The sequence below is a fragment of the Nocardia carnea genome, from assembly GCF_029868855.1.
Lineage (GTDB): Bacteria > Actinomycetota > Actinomycetes > Mycobacteriales > Mycobacteriaceae > Nocardia > Nocardia carnea_A.
Genome location: NZ_JARWOV010000246.1, coordinates 26,052 through 42,837, shown reverse-complemented (window position 1 = coordinate 42,837; position 16,786 = coordinate 26,052). Strand labels below are relative to the sequence as shown.

The following is a 16,786-nucleotide window of genomic DNA, read 5'->3' as shown; positions in this document are numbered from 1 at the left end:
CGGGCAAAACGAGCGCACCTGTGATTAGCATGGGGAATGCAGCTTGTGCTCCGGTTGATCGGGACCGCCTTCGCCATCTGGCTGGCCGCGTTGTGGGTCGGCAAAATCGAGATCGCTTCGCCACCGGATCAGGGCAACGGCGCGAAAATCGTTGTACTGCTCGCGGTAGCGGTGGTGTTCACGCTGGTGAACGCCTTCGTCAAGCCGATCGTGAAACTGTTGTCGCTGCCGTTGGTGATCGTGACCCTCGGCTTGTTCCTGCTGGTGATCAACGCGTTGATGCTGTGGCTCACGGCGTGGATCACCGAGGTCACCGATTACGGTCTGCGCATCGACGGATTCTGGGCCGCGCTGCTGGGCGCGATCATCATCACCATCGTGAACTGGGTGATCGGCATCATCCTGCCGGACGACTGAGGATCAGGCGCCGAATCCCAGGGCCAGGGCGCTGAGGGCCGACCAGGCCAGCATGGCCAGACCCGAATCGCGGAGTGCGGGGATCAGCTCCAGCCCGCCCTTGTCCGCCCGGACCGGGGCGTTGGCCCGGACGGCCAAGGGGGCGGCCAGCAGGCCCACCAGCGCCCAGGGGGTGCGGGCGACGAGTACCAGGGTCAGCACGAACGGCGCTGCCAAGAGCGTCATATGCAGTGTGCGGGTGCGGGTGTCGCCGAGCTTCACGGCCAGGGTCGTTTTCCCGGTTTCGGTGTCGGTCGGGATATCGCGCAGGTTGTTGGCCACCAGTACCGCGCTGGAGAACGAGCCCACCCCCGCCGCCAGCGCGAGCCCGGTCCAATCGACCCGCCCCGCTTGGACGAACTGCGTGCCGAGGACCGCCACGAGCCCGAAGAACACGAAAACGGCGATCTCACCGAAACCGCGGTAACCGTACGGTTTGCTGCCGCCGGTGTAGAACCAGGCACCCGCCAGGCAGACCGCACCGACCAGGATCAGCCACCAGGCCGAGAACAGCGCCAGCACCAGACCCAGGACCGCGCCCAGGGCAAGACTCGCCACCGCCGCGCCACGCACCGCGGCGGGCGAGGCCACACCGGAGCCCACCAGGCGCAGCGGCCCGACGCGTTCGTCGTCGGTGCCGCGGATTCCGTCGGAATAGTCGTTGGCGTAGTTCACCCCGATGATCAACGCCATCGAAACGCCCAGCGCCAGCAGCGCTTTCCACCAGACGGCACCGTCGATGGCGGCTGCGGCGCCGGTTCCGGCGAGAACGGGGGCGATCGCGTTCGGCAGAGTCCGGGGCCGGGCGCCCTCGATCCATTGTGCTGCGGTAGCCATCCCCGAAGCCTAATCCGCCCGGCGGGGTCAGGCTCATCCGCAGACCGCAGACCCACATGGGCCCCGGCAGGGTGGTGGGCATCGCGCGACGCGGCCGCGCCGGCCGGAACAGTTACTTGCCCGATCGGGCGCACAGGGGCATTCTCGAGATCGTTGGACTGATCTTCCTCTCGGCGGGTAGTCGCCCGCTGAGGCCACAACGGAGGAGAGGAGCCCACCATGGCGGAGCGCAAGCTTTCCCGGACGGCCGAACCAGGCGCCTTCGAGGCGGTGCCCGAGGCCGACCGCGCCGAACAGGACGCACCGGCCTATCCCGACGACGCCCCGTACACCGATATCGACCCACGTTCGGTCCCGGACGATGTCCCGGTTCCGGAGGACGCGGTGACGTCTCCGGGCAGTACCCGCGACGTCTGGCACGCCGATCCCGTCGATATCGCCGAACAGTCCATACCGGTGCCGATGGGCGACGACTACGACGGTGCCTACGCCGACGAGGAACCGTGAACGGGTGGCACCGAACACCTCGGTGTTCCTACCGGGCCGCCGGTCGGATCCGGTAGGTGAGCGGGCCACGTCGCCGCCCGCCTGATTACGCGCGGGCAGTCCGTGAGTCGTCGACGGCAGGAGGAAGGGTGCCCGGGTGAGCCGTCGCGCTTCTGCTCGGCAAGCGGTCCGGGACTGGCCTGGTCAGGACGCCGAACCTGCGAGCAGGTGTTTGCGTAGTTCGGCGCGGTCCGGTTTTCCCGGGCCCAGCAGCGGGATGTCGTCGACGAGCGTGAGTTCGCGGGGCGCGGCCTCGGCGTCCAGTTCCGCCAGTACGTGGCTGCGGAGTTCGTCCAGCGTCGGCGCGGCGCCCGGCGCCGGTACCACGGCGACGGCGACCCGCTGCCCCAGGCGTTCGTCGGGGAGGCCGAGAACCACGCATTCGGAGACCGCGGGATGGGTCGCCAGGACCGCTTCCACGACCTGCGGTATCACCAGCAGGCCGCCGGTGGAGATCGCCTCGTCCAGCCTGCCCTGTACGTGCAGGACACCGTCGGTGAACACGCCCGCGTCGTCGGTGCGGAACCAGCCGGATTCGGCGAAGGCGGGATGATCGGGCATATTGCGGTAACCGGCGGCGAGCATATCGCCGCCGAGCAGGATGCGACCGCCTTCGATACGAACACGGGCGCCGCGCAGCGGGACCCCGTCGTAGACGCAGCCGCCGCAGGTCTCGCTCATCCCATAGGTGCGCACGATATTGATACCGGCGTCGCGGGCCCGCTCGTAGAGCGGCAGCGGGGTCGCTGCGCCGCCGATCAGTACCGCGTCCAGTTCGGTCAGCGCGGCGGTCGCGGCGGGAGCTTCGAGTACCTTGACCAGTTGGGTCGGTACCAGCGAGGTGTACCGGCGTTCTCCGCGCATACCCGCGATCGCCCCGGCGAGGGCTTCGGGCAGGAAGCCGCCGGAGACGTCCACCACGGTCGGTTCCGAGCCCGCGAGCAGCGAACGCAGCAGGACCTGCAGTCCGGCGATGTGATGGGTGGGCAGCGCCAGCAGCCAGCTGCCCGGGCCGCCGAGCCGTTCGTGGGTGGCGTCGCCGCTGGCGCGTAACGCGGACGCGGTGAGCATGGCGCCCTTCGGCACACCCGTGGTCCCGGAGGTGGTGACGACCAGCGCGATATCGTCGTCGATCGGCTCGCCGGGCGCGAGCGCATCGCCCAGGCGGCGGGCTTCGCGCCGATCACTGGCGGGCACCGGGAGCCAGGCGGCCGAACCGCTGCCGTCGAGCACCTGCCGTAGGTGCGGGAGCACATCGCTGACTCCACCGCCGGTGGGTATGGGCAGGGTACGCAAGGTTTTCGTCACGGCCACGCCTTGTCCCCGGCAAACCGGAAAACCATGGTGCGCTCGCTGTACTCGCTCACGGCTGCGATGGTGTCACGTCGGCCGGGCCGCGGACAGCAGGGGCCGGTGCTGCCGGTGCAGGGCGCCGGAGCCGGACGATCGGATGGGGCTGGGCCAGGCATGGAACTGCGATTCACTCGTCGGACGGTACGAAAGCGGTCGCACCGGGCGTCGGTGATCGGGCGGCCATCCGATCGTATCGTCGCGCGGTGGGCCATGGGTTGGCAACCCGGCAGAAAACCGGAGCCGGTCCCGGTCAGCGGTTGTCCCGCCGCAACGGATGCTCCTCCGGGATCTCGACCAGCACGATCGGCACACCGTCCGGATCTTTCAGCCACATCTCGATCAGCCCCCACGGTTCGGTCACCGGGGCCCGGTCGATGGCGACCCCGCGCAGCGTCAACTCGACCGCGACGGCACCGAGGTCGCGTACCTGCAACCAGATAGCCCCCGCGAACCCTTGCGGATCGGAATCCGACGCACCGTGGCCCGCGATCTCGATCAGCGACTGACCGGCGAAGAACACCGTGCCTCCCGGGTACTCCCGGAAAACGGCCAGACCCAAGGAGTCCCGATAGAACGCCAGGGTGGTCGCATAGTCCCGTGGGCGCAGAATGAGCCGGCTACTGAGGATATCCACCCTGAACAAGTGTAGGGGCGGCACCGCCGCTGTTGCGGGACCCGCCCGCCGAGCCACGTCGCCGCGCTTCGGCGACAATCGGCCGGGTGACGCTCTACCTGCCCGACCTCGAAACGATCAGAGCCGTTGCCCTGGGTGCACGGCTGCGTAACTGGCATCCGAGCGCCAGAGACTGGCTCCTCCGCAAGATCGACCACCCGTTGGACGATTGGGACACGCGGGCATTCCTGACGGTTCCGGGGATCGTCTGGACAGTTTCCAGCGACACCTGTGCGACCGGGCGGTTGAGCGCCCCCGAGAACGTGACCTACGACCACGACTACCGCGAATTCGTCTTCCGTCAGCCCCGTGACGACGAGGAACTCGCGGCGATCATGAGCGCCGACTCCGAAGAAGTGTTCGGGTGCTATCGATTCGACGGCCTGAATCGCTGGACGTCACAGAGCCTCGCCGCCTGGGCCGACGACAAGGAGATCATCATCGGTTACGTCCGTCACGTTCTCGCTATCGGGGACAATCCGGAGATCCTCGACTGTCTCGGGCAGTACGAGGCGTATCTGGCCAGTGCGGAGTTCGGCGACTACCTCCGCGATTTCCAGCAGTACCTGGAGATCCGCGAGCGGAAGTCGGCCCTGTCGTGAGGGGCTCGTTGCCGGGAGCTGCCACCCAAGGACCGCTGAATTGTGGAAGACGGGCGATTCAGAAATACCAGGGGTAGGGACTCCAATCGGGGGCACGCTTTTCCAGAAAGGAGTCGCGGCCTTCGACCGCTTCGTCGGTCATATAGGCCATCCGGGTGGCCTCACCGGCGAAGAGTTGCTGGCCGACCAGTCCGTCGTCGGCCAGGTTGAACGCGTATTTGAGCATGCGCTGCGCCTGGGGCGATTTCCCGTTGATCGCCGCGGACCATTCGAGGGCCACATCCTCTAGTTCGGCGTGATCGACGACGGCGTTCACCGCGCCCATGGCGTGCATTTCCTCGGCCGTGTAAGGGCGTCCGAGGAAGAAGATCTCGCGGGCGAACTTCTGTCCCACCAGTTTGGCCAGGTAGGCGCTGCCGTAGCCGCCGTCGAAACTGCCGACGTCGGCGTCGGTCTGCTTGAACCGCGCGTGTTCGCGGCTTGCCAGGGTCAGATCGCAGACCACGTGCAGGCTGTGCCCGCCGCCGGCCGCCCAGCCGTTCACCAGGGCGATCACCACCTTGGGCATGAACCGGATCAACCGCTGCACCTCGAGGATGTGCAGCCGGCCGGCACGGGCCTTGTCCACGGTTTCGGCGGTGTCGCCGCTGGCGTACTGGTAGCCGCTGCGGCCGCGGATCCGCTGGTCGCCGCCGGAGCAGAAGGCCCAGCCGCCGTCCTTGGGGCTCGGGCCGTTGCCGGTGAGCAGGACCGCGCCGACATCGGAGGTGGTGCGGGCGTGGTCGAGTACCGCGTAGAGTTCGTCGACCGTATGCGGCCGGAAGGCGTTGCGCACCTCGGGGCGGTCGAACGCGATCCGGACGGTGCCCTGTTCGATATGCCGGTGGTAGGTGATATCGGTCAGGCCCTCGAACCCGGCCACGTCGCGCCACAGCGTCGGATTGAACGTCATAGGGGTGATTACATCAGGCGCGGTGGGGCGGTCGGCGGTGCGTTGACTTCACCACAGTTCGGCGGATTTGTTTGGACGCCGTAAAACCCCGGGTTACGGTGCCTGTATGACCGAGCAGACCCGACCGAGGATCGACGAAAGCGCTGTCGACGAGGATCGGTACGAGAGGCACGGGGGGTTTCCCAAGATCACCCCGGCCGAGGTCGGGCCGGAATTCGGTGAATTCGTCGCGGCTATGCGTACGTTGCAGGACCTGGCGGTTTCGGTCGACGCCCCGGACGAGGTCTACCGCGAAGCCCGCGATCGGGTGAACGCACTGATCGAACTGCTCGAACCGTATCGGGCGCCGGAACAGCAGGGTCCCGCCGGACGGGCCGTCGAACTACCCGGCCGCGGCAGCCTGCTCCTGCTGCCCTGGAAGACGGTCTCCGCCGGCCCCGACGGCATCGTGATGCAGGGCGTGTTCCGCCGGTTCCATCTCGGTGGGAACTCCGCCGCGCACGGCGGCGTCCTCCCGTTGTTGTTCGACGACCTCTTCGGGATGACGGTCCACTATGCGGGGCGCCCGATCAGCCGGACGGCCTTCCTGCACGTGAACTACCGGAAGGTGACCCCCCTCGACACCCCGCTGACGGTACGCGGCCGGGTCGAGCGGATCGAAGGCCGGAAAACCTTCATCAGCGCCGAACTGGTGGACGAGGACGGGACCGTCCTGGCCGACAGCGAAGGTCTCATGGTGCAACTGCTGCCCTGGCAGCCCTGACCCGATCCCACGGGGTGGCCCCGGATCGGTCGCGGTGCACTCGGATCGCTTACCGCCGCACCTGGTTCGGTCGAGCGTCCAGGATTCCTCCTTGGTCCGTGCACAGTTACGGGCGGAAATGCATTCGTGTGGGCGATGCGTATAGTTGCGTTGCCCGTCCATACGAGTACTGATCCGGAGGATCCTTAAATTGGTTGCAGCACTGTCTGAATCACTGCTTGACGAGGCTACGCGCCCGGCCTTCCTCGCCGACGCCGTCCAGGTCCTGGACGCCGAGGTCTCCGATAAGGGTGGTGCCTCGGGTCTGGCCGTGAAGGGTGGGTACGCGGCGGTCAAGAAGATCAGCCCGTCCATCGTTCCCGATGCCCTGGAATCGCTGGCGCCCAAACTGCTCGAGCAGCTGGAGCCGTACTGGAACGAGTACAAGGCCGGCGCGGCGGGGAGCTTCGGCGAACTGCTCGCCGCCAAGAGCGACGAGGTGGCCGAGGCCCTGCTGACCGTCACCGATGCGCGTGCCGCGGCCTCCAGCCGGCCCGCCCTGCAGAAGGTGTACAACTCGATGCGTTCCTCGGCCAAGAAGAATGTCATCGAGGCGCTGCCCCGCGTCGGCGACCTGGTGCAGAAGCACGCCGGATAGCATTTCGCGCGTAGCGATTCGGCCGCGTGTCAGCGCGGTCCGTGGGGGCCTCGACGACGAGGTCCCCAACGGGGGAGTTCCAGGGGTTTCAAGGGGGTCCGGCTCTGTCCGCGACCGGCCTTGCCGATGTGAGCAGGGTGACGCAGACGCGGCGGTCGGGGTCTGACAGTCTGGAGTCGTGAATCCGTCAACTGCGCAAGCCCGGGTGGTCGTCGACGAACTCGCCCGCGGTGGGGTGCGCGAAGTGGTGCTGTGCCCCGGTTCGCGTAACGCCCCGCTGGCCTTCGCGTTGCAGGCGGCCGACGCGGCAGGGCAGCTGCGGCTGCATATGCGTGTCGACGAGCGGACGGCCGGATTCCTCGCGGTCGGCCTGGCCGTTGCCTCCGGCGCTCCGGTACCGGTGGTGATGACCTCGGGTACCGCGGTCGCCAATCTGGGACCGGCGGTCCTCGAGGCAAATTACGCCCGGATCCCGCTGATCGTGCTCAGCGCCAACCGGCCCTACGAGATGCTCGGTACCGGCGCGAATCAGACGGTCGAACAACTCGGGCTGTTCGGCAGCCAGGTCCGGGCGACCATCAGCCTCGGCCTCGCCGAAACCGAATCCGACTCCGAATATCCACGGCAGAACAGCGTGTGGCGGTCGGCGGTGTGCCGGGTGCTGGCCGCGGCGCGGGGTACCCGATCGGGCAACGCGGGTCCCGTGCATTTCGATATCCCACTGCGGGAACCACTGGTCCCGGAGCCGGGCGGTGCGGAATTCACTCCCGCCGGGCGTGGCGTGGACCAGCCCTGGACGGCCACCCAGTACGCCACCCTCGACGTTCCGCTCGATATCGACCTCACCCCGGATACCGTCGTGATCTCCGGTCACGGCGCCGGTCTGCGCGCTGAACTCGCCACCCTGCCCACGGTGGCCGAACCCACCGCCCCCGTACACGGCCCGGCCCTGCATCCATTGGCGCTGCCGCTGCTGAAACCCCGGCAGGCGATCATCACCGGCCGCCCGACCCTGCACCGTCAGGTGTCGAAGGTGCTGGCCGACCCTGAAGTGACGGTGTACGCGTTGACCACCGGCCCGCGTTGGCCCGATGTCTCCGGCAATGTGGTCGGAACCGGTACCCGGGCGGTGACCAGCGGCGCACCGACCGCGCAGTGGCTGGACAGGTGCCGGGAACTGGACCGGCGGGCCCGTGCCGTGGTGCGTGACGAACTGGACCGGCACCCCAAACCCACCGGGCTCCATGTGGCCGCGGTGATCATGGAAGCATTGCGGGAAGGCGATCAGCTGCTGCTGGGCGCATCGAATCCGGTCCGCGACGCCGCGCTCGTCTCGGCGCCGAAACCCGGCGTACGGGTGCTGTCGAACCGGGGCGTCGCGGGTATCGACGGAACGGTGTCCTCGGCGGTCGGCGCCGCGCTGCACCACCGCGGCCGGACCATCGCCCTGATCGGTGACCTCACCTTCCTGCACGATGCGTCCGGTCTGTTGATCGGCCGTGGCGAACCCCGCCCCGACGACCTCACCATCGTGGTCGCCAACGACGACGGCGGCGGTATCTTCGAACTTCTCGAACAGGGCGACCCCCAGTACGCCGGTGTTTTCGAGCGTGTTTTCGGCACCCCGCACGGGATGGATCTCTCCGCGCTGTGTGCGGCCTACCGGATCCCGCACCGGCAGGTGGGGCCGAATGAGCTGGCCGCCGAACTTGCGGGTTCCGGCTCCGGTTTCCGGGTGCTCGAGGTGCTCACCGATCGCTCCGGGCTGCGTGAGCTGCACGCCGCTGTCCGCGCCAGAATCGATTCCTGAACGCTTCACCCGCGCGCGGGGCAGGTGGGACCCTGCAGGCGCGCGAACACGGCCGACGGAAACAATTCGCGGGTGCGCCGCTGTTTTCTCTGGGTGGTCGGTACAGCGTGCTGGACTTCGAGCCCGAAAAACAGTACGCAGTGGCCGGCGTAGCGCTCCGCCGCTTCGACGCGTACCGGAGCCCTGAACCGAACCCGCCGGCGGTCGGGCCGATTCGCGATTGTCCTCGGCGGTGTGTGCCCGATTAGTTTGCGTCCGCGGTCCCGTCTGCACTACAGCAGCCCCGGACCGAGGAGACCGCATGCACCCGGAATTCGACCTGTCGCCCGCGGCGGACGCACTGGCCGATATCGTCACCGCGATCGACGACACCCAGCTCGACGCGCCTACGCCCGCCGATATCCCCGTCCGTGCGTTGATCGAGCATGTGGACGGTTTGGCGGAGGCGTTTCGCGCCGCTGCGGCCAAGGAATCACTCGGTGCGTCCGCCTCGCCGGAATTCGGGTCCGGCGCCGCACTATCCGCGAAGTGGCGGACTGCCGTCCCGGCCCGGCTGCGGGCGCTGGCGCAGGCATGGCGGGAACCCGCGGCGTGGGAAGGGGATACGGAGGCGGGCGGGGTCACCATGCCGGCATCCGTCACGGCGCGGGTCGCGTTGGACGAGATCGTCATCCACGCCTGGGATCTGGCGCGCGCCACCGGTCAGGAACTGAAGGTGGACGATTCCGACCTCGCCGTGCTCCTGGATTTTCTGAAGGACACGCCGACGGAGGGTACCCCTGGTCTTTTCGGCCCGACCGTGCCGATCGGCCCGGCGGCGCCGGTATTGCACCGGGTGCTGGGGTTCACCGGGCGAGACCCCTTCTGGCTCCCTCGGCACGCTGCATCGACGAATCGCGCCGCGCGGTAGGGCCGGCCTACGGGACGTCGGCACCGAGGCTCCGGAGCTTCGGTGCCGAGCTGTTCGGAATTTCGCCCGGCGCGGGACGGCGCTCGGGGGTCTCCCGGGTTCCGCTTCCGCTCGACCTCGGATGCCGCTGCGGCTCGGCCGCGCATGCGAACGGAGCCCGCGAACGGCAGCGCCGGCCGGATGGATGGGGTCGCGACCTCATCCGGGTCTTACGATGCTGCGCACGCGTACCGAGATGGTCGGCAAAAATGTGTATCCGTTCACCGTCCCTGGAGGGCGGGTGGCGGTGTGCCGTGGTGGGTGCCGGAGGCGCGCGTATGCCGGTTCGTGGGGCGCGTAGGCTGGCGGCGCCATGGTCGCTCTACTGCTCGCCCTCGCCGGGTTCGCGTTCATAGATTCACTCGATCTACTCCTGGTGGGGGTTACCGCGGCGATCGTCGTGGACAGCAGACTCGCCCGGAAATCGCCGGTGCCCGGTGGGGCGAGTTTCATCGCCGGAGTTTTCGCGGTCACCACGACTTTCGGGCTGCTGGCGGTGCTGGGGATCGATTTCCTCACCGATCTGGTGGATTTCGAGCTCACCCCGACGATCCGAACCTGGGGTGCATTGGGTTTCGGTCTCGTGCTGCTCGTGATCGCTGCCGTGCCCGCCGGTGCGCAGGCCGAGCCGCCGGCGTGGACGGTGACCATCCGGCGGCGCCCCTGGCTGCTCGGCATGGCGGGGATGGTCATCGGCCTGGCGCAGGCGCCGACCGCGATTCCGTACCTGGCCGGATTGGCGTTGATATCGGCCCGGGACCCGCTGCCGTCGGTCTGGCCGCTGATCGTCGTCGCCTATTGCGCGCTCGCGCTGCTGCCGCCGCTGGTGGTGCTCGCACTGGCCACCAGGCGCACGCCGGCGGCCCAGCGGGTGTACAGATCCGTTCTGCGCGTGGTCACCAGCTACGGTCCGTTGTCGGTACGAATCGTCTTCGTCCTGCTGGGACTCGGCCTGATCGCGGCCGCGGCCCTCGACTACCGGCATCTCTGGTGATGCGGGCAGGCCCGCTGCCCGGGTGTGCGATCAGGTTCCGGTGTGGACGAAAACTCCGGCCGTGGTAGCGCACACCGCGGCTTCGGCCGCGGCCCGGATCGCCTGGTCGTCGATCGGGTCGCCACTGGCCAGCAGGCGGTAGTACAGCGGGCCCGAAACTGCGGTGAGCACCGCGCGGGGGTCGGTGCCGGGCGGTGCCTCGCCCCGGGCGATGGCGTCGGTGACACAGGGTGACCATTCGGTGAGCCGCACATCGTAGAACCGGCGCAGCGCAACCGCTGCCGCTTCGTCGACGCTCGCGGCGGCGATCACCGCTCGGAAGAGGCGGCTCTGCCGGGGGTCGGTGAGGGTTTTCGCGACCAGGCGGGCATTGGCCTCGAGGTCGCCGCGCAACGAGCCCGTATCCGCGCGCGGTAGCGACTGTTCGGCCATATCGACGAGCAGGTCGGCGGTCAGTCCGGCCGGTGTGCGCCAGCGCCGGTACACCGTTGTCTTCCCGACTTCGGCACGGGCCGCGACCTCGGCCAGATCGAGCCGGGCGAAGCCGTGTTCGGCGAGTAGATCGCCGGCCGCGCTGAGCACGGCCGCGCGGACACGGGCGGTGCGGCCGCCGGGCCGAACGGATCCGGGGCTGTCCTCTTCAGGTGCCATAAGGGAACTCCAGTTTCATTTAGCGGCCGATGGGTGTATCTTCGGATTTGTTAACGACACTCTAGACCCATTAGGAGTCGAGATGGAATATCGCCGCCTGGGAGCCTCCGGCCTGATCGTCCCCGCACTGAGCTTCGGCGCCGGCACCTTCGGGGGTCGCGGGGAACTGTTCGGTGCCTGGGGCGACACCGACGTCGAACAGGCCCGCCGACTGGTGGATATCAGCCTCGACGCCGGGGTCACGATGTTCGATACCGCCGATGTGTACTCCGACGGCGCCTCCGAGGAGGTGCTCGGCGCCGCTATCCACGGTCGCCGCGACCGCCTGCTGCTGTCCACCAAGGCGAGCCTGCCCACCGGACCCGGCCCGTTCGATGCCGGGTCGGGCCGCAGCCGTCTGATCGGGGCGGTGGAAGCCTCGCTCCGCCGGCTCGGCACCGACCATATCGACCTGTTCCAGTTGCACGCCTTCGACGCCCGAACCCCTGTCGAGGAGGTCTTGCGCGCCCTCGACGATCTGGTGCACGCGGGCAAGATCCGATATCTGGGAGCCTCCAACTTCGCCGGATGGCAGCTGATGAAATCGCTGGCCGCCGCGGATCGCCACGGTCTCACCCGCTATATCGCCCACCAGGTGTATTACTCACTGGCCGGGCGGGACTACGAGTGGGAGTTGATGCCACTGGGAGTCGCCGAAGGGGTGGGCGCGGTGGTCTGGAGTCCGCTCGGCTGGGGCCGGTTGACCGGAAAGATCCGCCGTGGTCGACCACTGCCCGCGGGAAGCCGGCTGCACCGTACGGCGGAGGCCGGGCCACCGGTCGACCAGGAACACCTCTACAACGTCGTCGACGCCTTGGACGAGATCGCCGCCGAAACCGGCCGGACCGTCCCGCAGATAGCGCTGAACTGGCTGCTGTCCCGTCCGACGGTCGGCACCGTGATCGTCGGTGCCCGCAACGAGGAGCAGCTACGGCAGAATCTCGGCGCGGTCGGCTGGGAACTCACCGCCGAGCAGATCGCGCGGCTGGACGCGGCCAGCGCGCTCACCCCGCCCTATCCCTACTACCCGTACTACCGCCTGCCCGATTTCGCCCGGCTGAACCCGCCCGCCGTACCGGTGGGGACGGTTCAGTAGACGTCGCGGACGTAGCGTTTCTCGGCCACCAGTTGCTTTTTGAAGGCCAGGGCGCCGTCCTCGTCGAGTTGGCCGTGGATGCGGGCGATGCGCAGCAGGGCATCGTCGACATCCTTGGCCATCCGGGCGGCGTCACCGCAGACATAGAAGTGGGCGCCGTCGCGCAGCCACGACCACAGCTCCGCCCCGTGTTCGATCATCCGGTGCTGGACGTAGATCCGTTCGCGCTGGTCCCGGGAAAAGGCCAGATCCAGCCGCGAGAGGTGCCCGGACCGGAACATATCCTCGAGTTCGCTGCGGTAGTAGAAGTTCTGCGCCGCGTGCTGGTCACCGAAGAACAGCCAGTTCTTCCCGGTGGCGCCGAGGGCGCGGCGTTCCTGCAGGAACCCCCGGAACGGTGCGATACCGGTACCCGGTCCCACCATGATCATCGGGACGGTCGGATCCAGCGGCGGCCGGAAATGCGGGGCACGCTGCAGGAAGATCGGCACGGCCGCGGTGGCGCGATCGGCCAGGAAAGTGGAGCATACGCCGCCGCGACGGGCCGCCGAGCCCGCGACCCGTGGATCGCCGTAGCGGACGATCCCCACGGTGAGCTCTACTTCCCGCGGGCTGACCAGCGGGCTGGAAGAGATCGAATACTGGCGCGGTTGCAGCTTTTTCAGAATGCCGAGCCACTCCACGAGGTCGGCGCGGATCGGGAAATCACGCAGGACGTCCACCAGTTGGCGGTCCCAGAGGTAGCCGTCCAGTTCATTGCGATTATCGCGACGCAGCAGTTTGGCCAGCCGGTTGCTGGGATTGCGGTCGGCCACGAATTCCAAGAGATCCCGGGAGACCCGGGTGATATCGAAATAGGTGCGCAGCGCCTGTTCCAGTGGTATCTCGGTATCGCCCGCGGTGACGGTCCGCCCGGCGTCCAAGCCCGACGCGTCGAGGAATTCACCGACCAGCGACGAGCAGTTGCTCGGCCACACCCCGAGCGAATCACCCACCTCGTAGCGCGCGTCCGAGTCGCCGAGATCGAAGGCCAACCGCCGGACTTCCTTGGTGGCGGCGGGGGCTGTCAGCACCTCGTTGCGGACCAGCGGGGCGGAAACCGGCAGTGCCCGGGTGAACGGTGCGGGTGCCGACCGGTGCGGGCGCACGGGCGCGCCGCGTTCCAGCAGACCCGTCGCGGTGCTCACACCGGGGACGGAACCGGTTCGCTCGCGGGTACTCGCGCCACCGAATCCGCTGTCGGCGCGCACGGGGTTGCTTCGGCTGCCCACCGGGACGGTGCGCGCGCCACCGCGGGCCGAACTCGCCCGGGAGTCGTCTTCGGTGTTCGGTCCGTACGCTTCGGCCACGCTCGCCCCGGGTCCGTCGGCGGGGTTCCGGCGGGACCCATCGGCCGCGCTCGCGGCAAACCCGTCGCCGGAGTTCCCTCGGACGCCGAGTACCGCGACCACCTCGTCCAGCCAGTCCGCACCGGGTCCGGCGAAATCCGGTTCGCTGTCCACCCGTGGCAGCAGCCGGGTCGCGCCGCGGTCGGCGAAGGCGGTATCGAGCCGCCGACCGTGACCGCAGAAATCGTCGTAGGCGGAATCACCCATCGCGAATACCGCGAAACGTGTATCCGTGAGCCGGTCCGCGCTCTCGTCGAGCCGGGACCAGAAGTCGGCACCGTTGTCCGGCGGTCCGCCGTCGCCGAACGTACTGCTGATCACCAGCACATCGCCTGCCAGCGCGGCGAGATCGCAGGAATCCATATCGATCAGCCGCGGCCGGTAACCGGATTCGGTGAGTCGCTGCGCCGCGGTGGCCGCGAATTCCTCGGCATTGCCGGTCTGCGAGGCCCACAGCACTGTCACGGCCGGACTCGGTGGTTCCGGTACCGTCGCCGAATCCGGGTGGCCGGCGCGCGAATACATACCCGCCAGCAGCCCGTCCACCCACAGTCGGCTCTGCTTCGACAACGGTGCGGTCTCCGGGAGGACCGGCTGCCCTGAGACCGGCAGGGACTGCAGGGCCGCGAGGTATCCACCGAGGTAGATTCGTTCCGTTTCGCTGAGGGTGGGCGAGGTCGCCGCATCCAGGCCCAGGACGGCCGCGAGCGGATGGGGCCCCGGGGAAGCCGGGAATTCCTGCGGATTGCCCGGGGCCACGGGCGATTCGGCGGGCACCACCGGCGCGACCCGGCGTAGGGCGACAGCACAGGCCTTGAACTCGGGTTGCAGCGAATCGGCGTCCACCGCATCGTTGGTGACGGCGTTGACGGTCAGGTATTCGCCCTGTTCGTCGTTCCAGTGGAACGGTGCGAAACACCCGCCGGGACGTACCCGGTCACTGATCCGCACGGGTAGTACGGCGCGGCCGCGCCGTGAGGTGATCTCCACCTCGTCGCCCACCGCGAGCCCGAGTTCACGGGCGTCGTCGGGATGGATCTCGGCGAACGGCTCCCGGTTCAGTTTGTTGAGCTTGTCGATCCGGCCGGTCTTCGTCATCGAATGCCACTGGTGTTGCAGGCGGCCGGTATTGAGCAGGAACGGGTAGTCGTCATCCGGCATTTCGGCCGGCAACATATGCGGGCGCGGCCAGAAGACGGCCCGCCGACCGGGGGTGGGGAACACCAGGCGCGGCCGGTGCCCGGTGTCGTCGACGAAAGGCTCCCCGCCGATTCCGTCGTTGCGGTAGCGGATCGGATTGCGGCGCTGCGCGGGGTCCGGGCACGGCCACTGCATCGGGCCCTCCCGCAGCCGCTCGTGGCTCATACCGCTCAGGTCGTAACCGGTGGCCGGATTGGCGAAGTGACGGATCTCGTCGAATACTTCTGCGGCGGAGGCATATTCGAACCCGGGGAATCCCATTGCGGTCGCCACCTGGGCGATGAGCTGCCAGTCCGGCCGCGCCGCACCGGCCGGTTCGACCGACTGCCGCTGCAATGTCACTGTGCGTTCGGAGTTGACCACCGTGGCATCCGCCTCGGCCCACAGAGTTGCCGGTAGCAGCAGGTCGGCGTAGGTGTTGGTGGCGGTATCGGTGTAGGCGTCCTGGGTGATCACCAGTTCGGCGGCCTCCAACCCGGCGATCACGGTTTTGCGATTCGCCACCGTGGCAACCGGATTGGTACAGATGATCCAGGCCGCTTTGATATCGCCGTCCGCGAGCCGCCGGAACATGTCCACGGTGCCCGGCCCCGCCTCGGCCCGGATGGTTCCCGGTGGTAGGTCCCACGCGGCCTCCACGAATGTCCGGTCGGCGGGGGACAGGACGCTGCGCTGCCCGGGCAGCCCCGGACCCATGTACCCCATTTCCCGGCCGCCCATGGCATTCGGCTGGCCCGTCAGCGAGAAGGGCCCGCTACCCGGGCGGCAGATGGCGCCGGTGGCCAGATGCAGATTGCACAATGCGTTGGTGTTCCAGGTGCCGTGGGTGGACTGATTCAGGCCCATCGTCCACAAGCTCATCCATTCGCCCGCCGCGCCGATCCAGCGGGCAGCGGTGCGGATATCCGCCTCGGCCAGCCCCGTGATTCCGGCGACTCGATCAGGGGTGTAGGCGGCGAGGAACTCGGGCATCGCCGCCCAGCCCTCGGTGTGCTCGGCAATGAACTGCTCGTCGATATCGCCGGCCTCGACCAGTAACTGCAGCAGCCCGTTGAGCAGTGCGAGATCGGTTCCGGGCCGGATCTGCAGGAACAGGTCCGCGCGGGCGGCGGTCTCGGTACGCCGCGGATCCACCACGATCAGCTTCGCGCCGGATTTGAGCCGCTCGGCCATGCGCAGGAAGAGGATGGGGTGGCAGTCGGCCATATTCGCGCCGATGACGAAGAACAGGTCGGCCCGGTCGAGGTCATCGTAGGAACCGGGCGGCCCGTCGGCCCCCAGCGACTGTTTGTAGCCGGTTCCGGCGCTCGCCATGCACAACCGGGAGTTGGCTTCCATGTGAACGGTCCGCAGATGGCCTTTGGCCAGCTTCGTGGCCAGGTACTGCGCCTCCAGCGACATCTGCCCGGAGACGTACAGCGCGATCGCGTCGGGCCCGTGTTCGTCCAGGATCGACCGCAGCCGCGCCGCGGCCTCGGTCACTGCCTCGTCCACGCCCACCGGCTCCGGCTGGGCCCCGCGCGCCGGCCGGCGGTATGCGCTGGTCATCCGACCCGGCGCCCGCATCAGTTCGAGGTGGGTGGCGCCCTTCGTGCACAGCCGCCCGGCGTTCGCCGGATGCAGTTTGTCGCCGCTGACCCGCGCGATCACCGGTGCGCCGGTGGCATCCGGTGTAGTGGTGACCTCGATTCCGCAGCCCACCCCACAGTACGAGCACGCCGTCCTGGTCGTGCCCGCCTGCACGCCGCTGTATCCATCGGGCATGACCGATGGATACGCGTGGTTACGCTGCGCTGCCGCGTCCGGGCCTGACTCGCTCGTGTCGTATCCCTCGGACATG

15 protein-coding genes are annotated in these 16,786 nt (G+C 68.4%); 9 read left to right on the top strand and 6 right to left on the bottom strand.

Features of this window, described 5'->3' with window-relative positions:
• The first annotated feature begins 36 nt into the window (after positions 1-36).
• Positions 37-417, top strand: a complete 381-nt coding sequence (locus tag QH195_RS25155) for a phage holin family protein (RefSeq protein ID WP_280437253.1) — start codon at positions 37-39, stop codon at positions 415-417.
• A gap of 3 nt (positions 418-420) precedes the next feature.
• On the opposite strand, the gene QH195_RS25150 is transcribed toward QH195_RS25155, so the two are convergent.
• Complete coding sequence (locus QH195_RS25150; RefSeq protein WP_280422070.1) at positions 421-1,293, bottom strand: 1,4-dihydroxy-2-naphthoate polyprenyltransferase; 873 nt, start codon at positions 1,291-1,293, stop codon at positions 421-423.
• Positions 1,294-1,512: 219 nt separating this feature from the next.
• Here QH195_RS25150 and QH195_RS25145 point away from each other — a divergent pair, with 219 nt between their 5' ends.
• Positions 1,513-1,800, top strand: a complete 288-nt coding sequence (locus QH195_RS25145) for a hypothetical protein (protein ID WP_280422069.1) — start codon at positions 1,513-1,515, stop codon at positions 1,798-1,800.
• Between the two features lie 183 nt (positions 1,801-1,983).
• On the opposite strand, the gene menE is transcribed toward QH195_RS25145, so the two are convergent.
• Positions 1,984-3,147 (bottom strand): o-succinylbenzoate--CoA ligase, encoded by a 1,164-nt coding sequence (gene menE / locus QH195_RS25140; RefSeq protein WP_280437252.1) that lies wholly within the window; start codon positions 3,145-3,147, stop codon positions 1,984-1,986.
• A gap of 295 nt (positions 3,148-3,442) precedes the next feature.
• The gene (locus tag QH195_RS25135; protein WP_280437251.1) at positions 3,443-3,826 is read right to left on the bottom strand and encodes a VOC family protein; all 384 of its coding nucleotides are present in this window, start codon (positions 3,824-3,826) and stop codon (positions 3,443-3,445) included.
• 86 nt (positions 3,827-3,912) lie between these two features.
• Here QH195_RS25135 and QH195_RS25130 point away from each other — a divergent pair, with 86 nt between their 5' ends.
• Positions 3,913-4,467, top strand: coding sequence for a hypothetical protein (locus tag QH195_RS25130; RefSeq protein WP_280437250.1), 555 nt, complete (start codon positions 3,913-3,915; stop codon positions 4,465-4,467).
• A gap of 58 nt (positions 4,468-4,525) precedes the next feature.
• Here QH195_RS25130 and QH195_RS25125 read toward each other — a convergent pair whose 3' ends face one another.
• A complete protein-coding gene (locus tag QH195_RS25125; protein ID WP_280422065.1) occupies positions 4,526-5,419 on the bottom strand; it encodes a 1,4-dihydroxy-2-naphthoyl-CoA synthase in 894 nt (297 codons plus the stop codon).
• A 106-nt stretch (positions 5,420-5,525) separates the two neighbouring features.
• On the opposite strand from QH195_RS25125, the gene QH195_RS25120 reads away from it, so the two are divergent.
• The 5 genes from QH195_RS25120 (at position 5,526) to QH195_RS25100 (ending at position 10,572) form a co-directional block, all read left to right on the top strand.
• Positions 5,526-6,182, top strand: coding sequence for a PaaI family thioesterase (locus QH195_RS25120; RefSeq protein ID WP_280422064.1), 657 nt, complete (start codon positions 5,526-5,528; stop codon positions 6,180-6,182).
• A gap of 190 nt (positions 6,183-6,372) precedes the next feature.
• On the top strand, positions 6,373-6,819 hold the full coding sequence (locus tag QH195_RS25115) for a DUF6918 family protein (protein WP_280422063.1): 447 nt from the start codon (positions 6,373-6,375) through the stop codon (positions 6,817-6,819).
• A 178-nt stretch (positions 6,820-6,997) separates the two neighbouring features.
• Positions 6,998-8,629 (top strand): 2-succinyl-5-enolpyruvyl-6-hydroxy-3-cyclohexene-1-carboxylic-acid synthase, encoded by a 1,632-nt coding sequence (gene menD / locus QH195_RS25110; protein ID WP_280422062.1) that lies wholly within the window; start codon positions 6,998-7,000, stop codon positions 8,627-8,629.
• A gap of 301 nt (positions 8,630-8,930) precedes the next feature.
• Positions 8,931-9,539 (top strand): TIGR03086 family metal-binding protein, encoded by a 609-nt coding sequence (locus QH195_RS25105; RefSeq protein ID WP_280437249.1) that lies wholly within the window; start codon positions 8,931-8,933, stop codon positions 9,537-9,539.
• 352 nt (positions 9,540-9,891) lie between these two features.
• The gene (locus tag QH195_RS25100) at positions 9,892-10,572 is read left to right on the top strand and encodes a GAP family protein (protein ID WP_280437248.1); all 681 of its coding nucleotides are present in this window, start codon (positions 9,892-9,894) and stop codon (positions 10,570-10,572) included.
• Between the two features lie 30 nt (positions 10,573-10,602).
• Here the strand turns inward: QH195_RS25100 and QH195_RS25095 are convergent, their stop codons facing one another.
• The gene (locus QH195_RS25095; RefSeq protein WP_280437247.1) at positions 10,603-11,223 is read right to left on the bottom strand and encodes a TetR/AcrR family transcriptional regulator; all 621 of its coding nucleotides are present in this window, start codon (positions 11,221-11,223) and stop codon (positions 10,603-10,605) included.
• An 82-nt stretch (positions 11,224-11,305) separates the two neighbouring features.
• On the opposite strand from QH195_RS25095, the gene QH195_RS25090 reads away from it, so the two are divergent.
• Positions 11,306-12,358, top strand: coding sequence for an aldo/keto reductase (locus QH195_RS25090; protein ID WP_280422058.1), 1,053 nt, complete (start codon positions 11,306-11,308; stop codon positions 12,356-12,358).
• On the opposite strand, the gene QH195_RS25085 is transcribed toward QH195_RS25090, so the two are convergent.
• Positions 12,352-16,710, bottom strand: coding sequence for a bifunctional nitrate reductase/sulfite reductase flavoprotein subunit alpha (locus QH195_RS25085; RefSeq protein ID WP_280437246.1), 4,359 nt, complete (start codon positions 16,708-16,710; stop codon positions 12,352-12,354). The two genes, QH195_RS25090 and QH195_RS25085, sit on opposite strands and share 7 nt — an antisense overlap.
• Positions 16,711-16,786: the final 76 nt, after the last annotated feature.

Coding starts and splice junctions, on each gene's coding strand:
- QH195_RS25145 (WP_280422069.1), top strand. CDS start 1,513: ATGGCGGAGCGCAAGCTTTCCCGGACGGCCGAACCAGGCGCCTTCGAG.
- QH195_RS25150 (WP_280422070.1), bottom strand. CDS start 1,293: ATGGCTACCGCAGCACAATGGATCGAGGGCGCCCGGCCCCGGACTCTG.
- QH195_RS25100 (WP_280437248.1), top strand. CDS start 9,892: ATGGTCGCTCTACTGCTCGCCCTCGCCGGGTTCGCGTTCATAGATTCA.
- QH195_RS25105 (WP_280437249.1), top strand. CDS start 8,931: ATGCACCCGGAATTCGACCTGTCGCCCGCGGCGGACGCACTGGCCGAT.
- QH195_RS25095 (WP_280437247.1), bottom strand. CDS start 11,223: ATGGCACCTGAAGAGGACAGCCCCGGATCCGTTCGGCCCGGCGGCCGC.
- QH195_RS25125 (WP_280422065.1), bottom strand. CDS start 5,419: ATGACGTTCAATCCGACGCTGTGGCGCGACGTGGCCGGGTTCGAGGGC.
- QH195_RS25155 (WP_280437253.1), top strand. CDS start 37: ATGCAGCTTGTGCTCCGGTTGATCGGGACCGCCTTCGCCATCTGGCTG.
- QH195_RS25120 (WP_280422064.1), top strand. CDS start 5,526: ATGACCGAGCAGACCCGACCGAGGATCGACGAAAGCGCTGTCGACGAG.
- QH195_RS25090 (WP_280422058.1), top strand. CDS start 11,306: ATGGAATATCGCCGCCTGGGAGCCTCCGGCCTGATCGTCCCCGCACTG.
- QH195_RS25085 (WP_280437246.1), bottom strand. CDS start 16,710: ATGCCCGATGGATACAGCGGCGTGCAGGCGGGCACGACCAGGACGGCG.